The sequence below is a fragment of the Protofrankia coriariae genome (assembly GCF_001017755.1).
In the GTDB taxonomy this organism is placed as follows: domain Bacteria; phylum Actinomycetota; class Actinomycetes; order Frankiales; family Frankiaceae; genus Protofrankia; species Protofrankia coriariae.
In genome coordinates, this window is sequence record NZ_JWIO01000004.1 from 92936 (window position 1) to 103082 (window position 10147).

10 protein-coding genes (1 of these 10 only partly in view) are annotated in these 10147 nt (G+C 72.0%); all 10 read right to left on the reverse strand.

Annotation, left to right across the window (positions count from 1 at the left end; genetic code table 11):
- Positions 1 to 578, reverse strand: partial view of an FAD-dependent oxidoreductase gene (locus FrCorBMG51_RS29285; protein WP_052914275.1) — the 5' portion only. Its footprint begins 112 nt before the window's first position; 578 of the gene's 690 nt are visible here — the first part of the coding sequence; the start codon lies at positions 576 to 578; its stop codon lies off the left edge, out of view.
- 81 nt (positions 579 to 659) lie between these two features.
- Positions 660 to 3137: an FAD-dependent monooxygenase gene (locus FrCorBMG51_RS04195; RefSeq protein WP_076843285.1), complete on the reverse strand. Its 2478-nt coding sequence runs from the start codon at positions 3135 to 3137 to the stop codon at positions 660 to 662.
- A complete protein-coding gene (locus tag FrCorBMG51_RS04200; protein WP_047221788.1) occupies positions 3138 to 4376 on the reverse strand; it encodes a beta-ketoacyl synthase N-terminal-like domain-containing protein in 1239 nt (412 codons plus the stop codon). It lies immediately after the preceding gene.
- A complete protein-coding gene (locus FrCorBMG51_RS04205; RefSeq protein ID WP_047221789.1) occupies positions 4373 to 5686 on the reverse strand; it encodes a beta-ketoacyl-[acyl-carrier-protein] synthase family protein in 1314 nt (437 codons plus the stop codon). Before FrCorBMG51_RS04205 ends, FrCorBMG51_RS04200 begins: the two co-directional genes overlap by 4 nt.
- A complete protein-coding gene (locus tag FrCorBMG51_RS34425; protein ID WP_338052679.1) occupies positions 5683 to 6192 on the reverse strand; it encodes a cupin domain-containing protein in 510 nt (169 codons plus the stop codon). The genes FrCorBMG51_RS04205 and FrCorBMG51_RS34425 overlap by 4 nt, the downstream gene beginning before the upstream one ends.
- A 121-nt stretch (positions 6193 to 6313) precedes the next feature.
- Entirely contained in the window at positions 6314 to 6823 is a 510-nt protein-coding gene (locus FrCorBMG51_RS04215) for an SRPBCC family protein (protein ID WP_047221790.1), read from the reverse strand.
- A gap of 121 nt (positions 6824 to 6944) precedes the next feature.
- Entirely contained in the window at positions 6945 to 7205 is a 261-nt protein-coding gene (locus tag FrCorBMG51_RS04220) for an acyl carrier protein (protein ID WP_047221791.1), read from the reverse strand.
- Positions 7202 to 8569 carry an acetyl-CoA carboxylase biotin carboxylase subunit gene (locus tag FrCorBMG51_RS04225; protein WP_047221792.1) on the reverse strand — a complete coding sequence of 456 codons (1368 nt, stop codon included), beginning with the start codon at positions 8567 to 8569 and terminating at the stop codon, positions 7202 to 7204. Before FrCorBMG51_RS04225 ends, FrCorBMG51_RS04220 begins: the two co-directional genes overlap by 4 nt.
- Positions 8570 to 8601: 32 nt before the next feature.
- Positions 8602 to 9228 carry a biotin/lipoyl-containing protein gene (locus FrCorBMG51_RS04230; RefSeq protein WP_047221793.1) on the reverse strand — a complete coding sequence of 209 codons (627 nt, stop codon included), beginning with the start codon at positions 9226 to 9228 and terminating at the stop codon, positions 8602 to 8604.
- A partial coding sequence (accA, locus tag FrCorBMG51_RS29290) for a carboxyltransferase subunit alpha (protein ID WP_275452040.1) occupies positions 9225 to 10147 on the reverse strand: 923 nt, incomplete at its 5' end. The genes FrCorBMG51_RS04230 and accA, both read right to left, overlap by 4 nt.

The window sequence follows — 10147 nt, forward strand, 5'->3', positions numbered from 1 at the left end:
GGCAGCAGCCGGTAGCGGCGGGACACGTAGACCTCGTTGGCCGGCTCGTCGATGCCCTCCGCGTCCCGTGCCCCGGTGGTCAGCCGGCTGCGCCGGCCACCGGCGTCGATAACAAGATCGGCCGGTCGCAGCCCGCCCTCGGCCAGCTGCACGCCGACGGCCGTTCCCCGCCGGGTCTCCACCCGTTGGACGGTCCCGGCCCGCAGCTCTATCCCGGGCTGCGTCTCGAGGTCGCGCCGCAGCACCCACTCCAGGGTGCTGCGGCGGCACCGCAACGAGCGCGTCCCGTCCGGCAGGGGCACCTCGACCGCGCCGGCGGCCCGCAGGGCGTCGAGTGTGTCGGGCAGGCCCGCGCGCAGCTCGGCGTGGATGCGGGCGAGGAAGGCGTGCGGCTGGTGCAGGTGCGCGACCCCGGTCCGTCTCCAGCCACCGGCCTCGTCGAGCCGGGCGGGTCTCACCGCGGTGTCACGCTCGATCAGCGTCACCGCGTGCCCGAGGCGCGCCAGCGCGAGAGCGGCCGTCATCCCGGCCACTCCGGCACCGCACACCAGGACGTCCAGCCGCCTTCCGCTCGCCATTCAATTCCCCGTTCTGCATATCAGTTCATCACACTCCGTACATTTCGTCGCGGCCGTACGCCGAAGCGCAATCGGCTGTCGTCACCCGAAAACGGCACGTATGTGATCTTCAAGGGCGCCGGCAAGGACCGGCCTGCTGCGGAAGCCGATGTGCCCGTCCGGCCGGATCAGGTGGGCGCACGGCCCGGTGGTCGCGTAGACGGACCGGTAGTCACGCTCGGTGTCGCGGATGACGGGCAGGTCAAGGCCCGCGGGAGCGACGGCGTCCGGGTCCAGCACGGCGTAGACGTTGATCAGCCCCGCGGCCTGCCGCCGGATCGCCGCGGCGATCTTCTCGTAGCCGCGCAGGTCCTCCTCGGTCGAGGAGGCGTCCCCGTAGAACAGCAGCGTGTGCCCGCTGCCCTGGATCAGCTCGAACAGCCGCAGCCGGTGCCCGACCCCGCGGCGGGCCAGCCCGTGCACGTCCGGCGCGCGGTCGCCGGCCGCCGGCCCGCGGTCCGGGGCGTCCCAGCCCAGCGCCTCCCCGACCAGCGGGGTGCCGCGGTAGGTCAGGGTCATCTGCATCTCGTCGAGGAACTGCGCCTTCTCGTCCTCGTTGTCCATCTCGTCGGTGAACGCGACCCGCACGGCGCGGCCCATGACCGACTCCCCGGCCGGGCGGCGCTCGGCCTCGTAGCTGTCGAGCAGGCCCGGCCCCGCGTGCCCGCCCGCCGCGAGCGCGAGCTTCCAGCCGAGGTTGTAGGCGTCCTGGATGCCGGTGTTCATGCCCTGCCCGCCCGCCGGCGGGTGCAGGTGCGCGGCGTCACCGGCGACGAACACCCGGCCGACCCGGTAACGGTCGACGATCCCGTGGCTGATCCGGAAGATCGACGACCAGCGCAGGTTGCGCGCGGTCGTCCCGGGCGGCGCCAGCCCGTCGAGCGCGGCCTGGAACTCGGCCAGCGTCGGCGGTTCGTACTCCTTCGTGAAACCGGGCGGCACGTCCGTGCGGGCGGCCTCGGCCATGATCCGCGGCGGGGCCATGGTCGCGATGCGGTAACGGCCCTGGCCCCGCAACGGGACGCACACGAGCATCCCGTCCATCTTGCCGTCGGTCTCGTGCAGGAAGCGCAGCAGATAGCCCTCGGGCAGCGACCAGTCGACCTCGACGTCGGCGAGCATGAACAGCTGCGGGAACCGTCCGGCGCCCGCGTTGAACGCCAGGTTCAGCTCCTTGCGGACGGTGCTGTGCGCGCCGTCGGATCCCACCAGATACTTCGCGCGCACCGTCGTCTCACCGTCGGCGGCCGACAGCCGGGCGGTCACGCCGGCGGCGTCCTGGGTGAGGCCGCGCAGCTCGACGCCCCGCTCGATCGTCCCGCCGAGGGCTGCGAAACGGTTGGTGAGGATGCGTTCCGTCTCGTACTGCGGCAGCCCGAGGTGGGCGTACGGCAGCTCCGGCAGGTCCCACTCGACGCGGTGGGTCTGGTGCCCGTTGACGACGACGATCTGGCCGTTGAGCCAGATGCCGGCGTCCATCGCCTCCTGGACGATGCCCTGGTCCTCCCAGATCTCCATCGTCCGGCAGTGCACGCCGATGGCCTTGTCCGCCTGGCCCGGCGGCTCGGTGCTCCTGTCCACCAGCCGGCAGGCGACCCCGCGGCGGGCGAGCTCGATGGCGAGGGTCAGGCCGGTCGGTCCCGCGCCGACGACCAGCACGTCGGTTGCCGCGTCCGGCTCCGGCCGCCGGGCACCGGCGACCTGCGGCCGGACGGTCGCGGCCGCGGCCGTGCTCAGGGCCGCTGTCGGGCGCTGCTGCGGGGCCGCCCCCGGCCTGGGGCGGGCGTTCGCGCCGGCGGCGTCCGCGCCGATGGCCGCCTCGGGGCTCGCGCCGGCGTTCGCTTCGTCCTCCGGTGGGCGGGCGACGATCGAGAAGATGCGGCGGGAGAAACCACGGTCGAGGAAGGGGATGAGCTGCCTGGTGCGGTCGCTGTGGTTCGGATCCCCCACCCAGGCCAGGAAGGCCTGCTCGGAGGCCCATTCCGCCAGCAGGTGGAACGTGCCGGTGCCGGGTTCGTGCAGCAGCTCCTCCCGGACCCGGCCGGCCACCCCGCGCATGGCCTCGGCGACCTCGAGGAACGCCTGCTCGAACGCGTCCTCCTCGCCGGGGGGCACAGTGGTGGTGACCAGCACCCGCACCGCCGGCCCCCGCCCGTCCAGGGTGTGCAGCACGTCGTAGGTGCTGCGCTCGGCGTCGTCGCGCAGGTCGCGCAGGGCGGCGGTGAGGTGGTCCCGGCGCGCGCTGCGCCCGAAGGCGTCCAGCGCCGAGCGGTTCTCCCAGTCGGCCACGATCACGTACTCGCCGGGCCGGTCCGGGTTGCGCATCAGATCCTGGCGGATGTTCCCCGGCACCGTGCTGATGACCTCCGCCGCCTTCAGCCAGGCGCTTTCGAACTCCTGCTCACGGCCGGGACGGGCGCGCATGCGCAGCAGCGTGCGCACCGTGTCGGTGGCGGTGCCGAGCGCCGTGCGCACCACCGCCCCCACCCCGGGGCCGCCGGTCGCGTCCACGTTGGGCATCTATTTCTCCTCCTGCTGATAGCGATGTAGGACGACCGACGCGTTGAATCCGTCGAAACCACGGGCGTTGATCATTGCGGTGGTGACCGGCGTGGGGGTCACCTCGGCGACGAAGTTCAGGTCGCATCCGGGCGCGGGCGTACGGACACCCGCCGGCGGCAGCAGATCGTGCCGCATGGCCAGCAGGGCGGTGGCCGCGTCCAGGGCGGCTCCACCCTGGTAGAGCCGCCCCACCAGTGGCTTCTGCGTCGTCACCACCGGTGACGCCGAGCCGAATGCGGCCCGCAGCGCGGCGCTCTCGTCGCGGTCGGCGGCGGGCAGCCCGAGCGCGTCGGGGAAGACCACGTCGACATCCTCGGGACGCCGGCCCGCCCGGTGCAGCGCCGTGGTCATCGCCCGGGCGTACTGCTCCACGTCGAAGCCGCCGCGACGCCGGGAGGGGCGGCCGTCGAACGTGGCCGCCGCCCCGGCGATCTCCCCGTAGATCACGGGGGCGCCGCGGGCCAGGGCGTGGTCGAGGTCCTCCACGACGAAGACGGCACCCCCCTCCCCGGGGACGTAACCGTCCGCGTCGACGTCGAACGGGCAGTAGGCGTGGGCCGGGTCGGTGCGGGATGTCATGGCATGGTTGTGCTGCTGGCAGGTCAGCGCGTACGGGGACAGCGGTGCCTCGGTTCCGCCGGCGAGCACCACCGGGGTCCCGCGGCGGACCAGCCGCGCCGCGTGGGCGAAGCTGTCCAGGCCACCGGCGCTCTCCGACACCAGGACCACCGACGGCCCCTTCATGCCGTGCCGGATCGACAGCTGCCCCACCGTGGCCGCGTAGAACCAGGCGATCGACTGGTAGGCGCCGACCGTGCGGGACGAGGAGCTCCACAGGTGCTGCAGCTCGCGCTGGCCGAACGCGTTGCCCCCCGAGCCGCTGGCGAGCGCGACGGACATGTCGTACGGGTCGAGGGCCTCCGGGTCGATCCCCGCGTCCGCCAGGGCCTGGCCGGCGGCGCAGAAGGCCAGGTGCGTCCACCGGTCCGTCTGCACGACGAACCGGCTCGGCATGTGCTCGGCCGCCCCGAAACCCTCGACCTCACCGGCGAGGGTGGTGTCGTAGCGTGACGGGTCGAACTGGGTGATGCGCCCGATTCGGGTCTCCCCGGACAGCGCGGTCTTCCAGTACGTGTCCACGCCGATCCCGCTCGCGCAGACGATCCCGATCCCGGTGATCACAGCGCGCGGCGTCACCGTCCGACCCCCGCTTTCCTCTTCCCAGCGCCCTCCGCGGCCGGCAGGCCGTTGGGAGCCCGGAAGACCATGGCCGACTGGAAGCCCCCGAAACCGCTGCCGACCGACAGCGCGACGTCGACCTTGTGCTCACGTGCCGTGTTCGGCGTGTAGTCGAGGTCGCACTCCGGATCGCGGTTGGCCCAGTTCGCCGTCGGGGGGACCACCCCGTGCTCGATGGCCAGCGCGCAGGCCGCCATCTCGATCGCGCCGATCGCGCCGAGCGAATGGCCGACCATGGACTTGATCGAACTGACCGGCACCTGGTAGGCGTGCTCGCCCAGCGCCCGTTTGAAGGCCGCCGTCTCGTGCCGGTCGTTCTGCTTGGTCCCCGAACCGTGGGCGTTGATGTAGGAGACGGTGGTCGGCGCCAGCCGGCCCTGTGCCAGCGCGTCGGAGATGGCCCGAGCCATCTCCACCCCGTCGGGACGCAGCCCCGTCATGTGGAAGGCGTTGCTGCGGGTGGCGAACCCGGCGACCTCGCAGTAGATGTGCGCACCCCGACGCCGGGCGTGCTCCAGCTCCTCCAGGACGAGGACCGCGCCGCCCTCACCCAGGATGAAGCCCCTGCGGTCCCGGTCGAAGGGCCGGGAGGCGTGCTCGGGGTCGGAATCGTCCGGCGACGTCGCCTTGATCGCGTCGAAGGAGGCGAGCGTGACCGGGGAGATCGGGGAGTCCGACGCACCGGCGATCATCACCTCCACCTCCCCGTCGGCGACGAGTTGGTAGCCGTAGCCGATGGCGTCGATCCCGGACGTGCAGCCGGTGGAGACGACCTGCGCCGGGCCGTGGGCGCCGAACTGGCAGCCGACGTCGGCCGCCAGGCTGCTCGGCATCAGCGCCTGGTACAGGAACGGCGACGCGTAGTCGGGGTCGACCAGCCACTGCTGGCCGCTGTCGCTGGCCACGACGTACTCGGTCTCCAGCGCCGTGGTCCCCCCGACCGCCGTGCCCATCGTCACGCCGGTGGCGTTCGCGGTCGGCTCGTCGAAGACGAGCCCGCTGTCCGTGACGGCCTCGGCGGCGGCGGCCATGGCGAACTGGATGTAGCGGTCGGAGCGCCGCACCTGACGGGGGGTGAGCCCGGCGGCGGCCGGGTCGAAGTCGCACTCGGCGGCGACCCGGGACCGGAACGGCGACGCGTCGAAGAGGGTGATGCGCCGGGTGGCGGTCCGGCCCGCCGTCACAGCGGACCAGAACGCCTCCCGCGTCACCCCGCCCGGCGCGACCACGCCCACCCCGGTCACCACCACGCGGCGGTGGCCGCTCACGCCGAGGCCACCGGATCACCGTCGGCGCGTTCGCTGCCCACCTGGCCGGTACTCACCTGGTCAGACAGCTGCGGCTCGGAGCGCGCCTGGTCGGCGGTCACGGTCACGGCCTGCCGGGCAGCGCCCGCGTCCCGGGCGTCCCCGCTCCCCCGGGCCTCCCCGGCGTTCCCGGTGTCCCCGGCCTTCCCGGTGTCCTCGGCGTTCTCGGTGTCCACGTGCCCGAGCTCGGGACGGGGGGCGAGGGGACCGAGGTGGAAGACCACCGACGCCGGCTCGCCCGCGGTGTTGCGCAGCCGGTGGCGCGTCCCGATCGGGATGTAGAGCCCCTCGCCGGCCGCGACGGCCACCGGGACGTCGTCGCAGTCGACGACGATGCTCCCTGTTGCTACGTACAGAAACTCTTCGCTGTACGGATGGTAGTGTTCGGCGATCTTCTCGCCGGGCAGCAGGGTGGCCACGCCCATGAAGCCCGAGGTGCTACCGACCGTGCGCGGACCGAGCAGCACCCGTAGCTCTCCCCCGCGCCGCCGGTCCGGCGGAACATCACGGACAGCCACATGCCGACAGCAGGATGCGACAGCCATCTCCGGTACTCCCTCTCACTTGTCATGCGCCCGTGCTCACTCGTCATGCGCCCGCGTCGCGAGCCCCACCGGCCGCGCCGGCCACACCGGCCGTGCCGGCCACACCGGCCGCCAGCTTCTCGACCTTGTCCCGGATGATCTCCATCTGGATCACCGAGTTGGCGTTGATCCGGGCGGTCATCGCCTCGTCGTCGACCGGCGCGTCCGGGCGCATGGCGAAGTCCTGCAGCCACGTCATCCGGACGCCGCCGTCGAGCTCCTCGTACGACCAGTAGATGTTCATGTACTGGAACGGGCCGGGCTCGACCCGATGCGCGCGCACCTCACGCAGGCCACGGTCGACCGTTCGCTGGCTGACCCACGACCAGATCTGGCCGTTCTCGTCCGGATGCATGGTCAACCGGAAACGGACGGTGTTCCCCTCGCGTTCGAGAATGTCCACCGAGGCGTACTCCGTGAACAGGTCGGGCCAGTTCTCCAGGTCGTTCGTCGCGTCCCAGACGACGCCGAACGGAGCGGCGATGAACACCGAGTTCTGTGTGTGTCCCGGCATCTCCTACGAGACCTCCCTGAAATTGTCCCGGATTTTCTCCCGCAGGCCCTCGCCCACGGGACGCCACCCGGGTGCCTTCGTTCGCTGGCCTTTTCACAGGTCTTCGTTCATGGACCTTCTGTCACCGATCCTCGTTCGCGACGGCGGCGATCTCCCCCACGGTCATCGTGACGGCCTCGTCGGGAATCTCCACACCGAACCTCTCGACCAGCACCGCCTGCAGCTCGAGAACGGCCAGTGAGTCGATCTGCAGCTCCGCGAGAGAAAGCGACTCGTTTCCGGCGAAAACGTCCGGATCCACACCGGCCCGCTCGACGAGAATTTCGCGGATCGTGGCCGCTGTCACGACGGACCGGGTCTCCCCGGTAGCTTCAACACTCATCGCCGCACCTTTCCGGAGTCCGCTGTCAGGCGGTCGACCAGGCTGGTCGAATACCGTCCCTTGCGGAACTCGGTGTCGGCCAGCACACGTTTGATGAAAGGAATAGTGGTACGTACGCCGGGCCCGTCGACGTCGAACTCGCCGAGCGCGCGCTCGGCCCGGCTGAGCGCCTCGGCCCGGCTGGGCGCCCAGACCGACACCTTGGCCAGCAGCGAGTCGTAGTACGGGCTGACCCGGTATCCGGGGAAGCCATGGGTGTCCACCCGGACGAACGGGCCGGCCGGCGGGGCGAAGCGGTCCAGCCGGCCCGCGGCCGGGGTGAACCCGCGGTCCGGATCCTCGGTGTTGACCCGGCACTCGACGGCGACCCCGCGCAGGACGACGTCCTCCTGCCGCAGCCGCAACGGCGTGCCGGCCGCGACATGGAGCTGCTCGTGGACGAGATCGCAGCCCGTCACCATCTCGGTGACCGGATGTTCCACCTGGATACGGCTGTTGATCTCGATGAAATAGTGGTTCTGGTCCTCGTCCACCAGGAACTCGACCGTGCCCAGGCCGGTGAAACCGACCGACAGCGCGCCACGCACCGCGTCCCGGCACATCTCGGCCACCCGGTCGGGGTCGAGCTCGGGCGCGGGCGCCTCCTCCACCAGCTTCTGGTGGCGGCGCTGCACCGAACAGTCCCGGGTGCCCAGGTGGATGCCCACACCGTGCGCGTCACAGAGGATCTGCACCTCGACGTGGCGGGCCCGTTCGAGAAAACGCTCCACGTAGATCCGGTCGTCGCCGAAGACCGCCCGGGCCGCCGCCCGGGTGTCGGCGAACGCGGTCGCGAGCTGCGCGGCCGAGCGCACGACCGTCATACCGCGCCCACCGCCACCGGCCGCGGCCTTGATGATGACGGGATATCCGATGGCGTCGGCGATGTCGCGCGCGTCAGCTACGCTGCGCGCGACATCGGCGCTGCCGGTGAGCAGCGGCAGGCCCGCCCTGCGCATCAGGGCCCGGGCCACGCTCTTGTCCCCCAGCGAGGCCATCACCGCCGGCGGCGAGCCGATGAACACCAGGCCGGCGTCGGCGCATATCTCCGCGAAGTCGGGATCCTCGGAGAGAAACCCGTAGCCGGGATGGACGGCGTCCGCCTCTGTCATTCTCGCCGCCTCGACGATGGCCGCCGCGTTGGCGTAGCTGCGCCGTGGCGGTGGCGGCCCAATACACACCGCCTCGTCGGTATGGCGATGGACAAGCGAGTCCCGGTCCGCTGTCGAATAGACGCTGACGGTCCGGATACCGAGCTCACGGCACGCCCTGGCCACCCGTAGCGCGATCTCGCCGCGGTTCGCGATGAGAACTTTCTGGAACAAATCTTCACCCCCCGCGTGAAATGAGACTTCCGCTACGGTGCTATTTCGACGAGAACCTGGTCGAACTCGACCGCCTCCCCGTTCCCGACGCAGATCCGGGCCACCGTCCCGCCGATGTCGGCAGTCACCGGGTTCAGCAGTTTCATCGCCTCGATGATGCCGATCGTCGCGCCCGCGTCGATGACGTTCCCCACCGTGACGAAAGGCTCTGCCCCCGGTTCGGGCGCGTGATAGAAAGTCCCGACGATCGGGGCCGTGACAGCGGCCACGTCGGCGTCCGCGATATTCTCACCAGCCTCGTTCGCGGCGGCCCCGTTTGCCGTGGCGCCGGGTACGGCCGCGCCATTCACGGGGGCACCGCTGACGATGGTGCCGTTTCCGGCGGCCGGCGCCCCGGTGGCCGCCCGCGTGACAACCGTCCGCTCAACAGCCGTGTCGCCGGTGGACGGTGCCGGGATGAGCGCGCCGACGTTTTCCGGCGGCGCCGCCTGCTGCGCGCCGGGGGTCGCCCGCGACCACTCGACCTCGATGGCGACGTCCCCGGAACAGACGCGGATGCGGCCGAGCTGGCCGGGCAGTTCCCCGGCCAGCCGGGTCGCGTGCTCGTGCAGACGGCTCAGGACGTGCTGACGCTGGTCGCTGGTGTTGGCCGGCCTCATACGGCCTTCTCCTCATGTCGTTCGCGCGGCTGCGGCGGCGCGATGTCGGTGGGGGTGGTCACGGCCGCCTGACCGAAGCGGCGGAAGCGCGAGCGCCGGGCCCGGATCAGGTGGGCCGCCGGCAGCGCCAGCAGCGGGCGCAGGGCCTCGAGCACCGCCTGGCGCAGCAGGTTGCCGGCGGCAAGGTGATCCGTCTGGGAGCCGCCGAGCGGCTCGGGTACCACGGCGTCGACGATGCCCAGCCGCAGCAGCCACGGGGCGTTCAGGCCGAGCGCGCGGGCGGCCTCGGCCGCGGCCTGCGTGTCGTTCCAGAGGATCGACGAGCACGCCTCGGGGCTGATCACGGAGAACACGCCGTTCTCCGCGACCAGGACGCGGTCGGCGACGGCCAGCGCCAGCGCGCCGCCGCTGCCGCCCTCACCGGTGATCACCGCGATGACCGGTGTGGACAGCGCGGACATCCGCTGGATGGCGTGCGCGATCGCGGACGCCTGCCCCCGCTCCTCGGCCTCCCGGCCGGGGTAGGCGCCGGGGGTGTCGATCAGTGTCACCACGGGCAGGCCGAGCCGCGCCGCCAGCGACATCACCCGCATGGCCTTGCGGTAGCCCTCGGGCTGGGGCATGCCGAAGTTGTGCGCGACGAGCTCCGTGGTCGAGTGCCCCTTCTCGGTCCCGACCACGGCCACGGCAAGCCCGTCGATCTCCGCGATGCCCGCCACGACGGCGCTGCAGTCCCCGTACAGCCGGTCACCACGCAGCTCGATGAAGGAGTCGAACGACCGGGCGAGGTAGTCCCGGACGGTGGGGCGGCCGCTGTCCCGGGCCAGTCGGACGGTCTCCCACGGATCCCGCTGGACCAGCCGCTCCGGGTCGGTGATGAGCACGCCGGAGCCGGCCGGTACGGGCCGGCCGGCCGGCG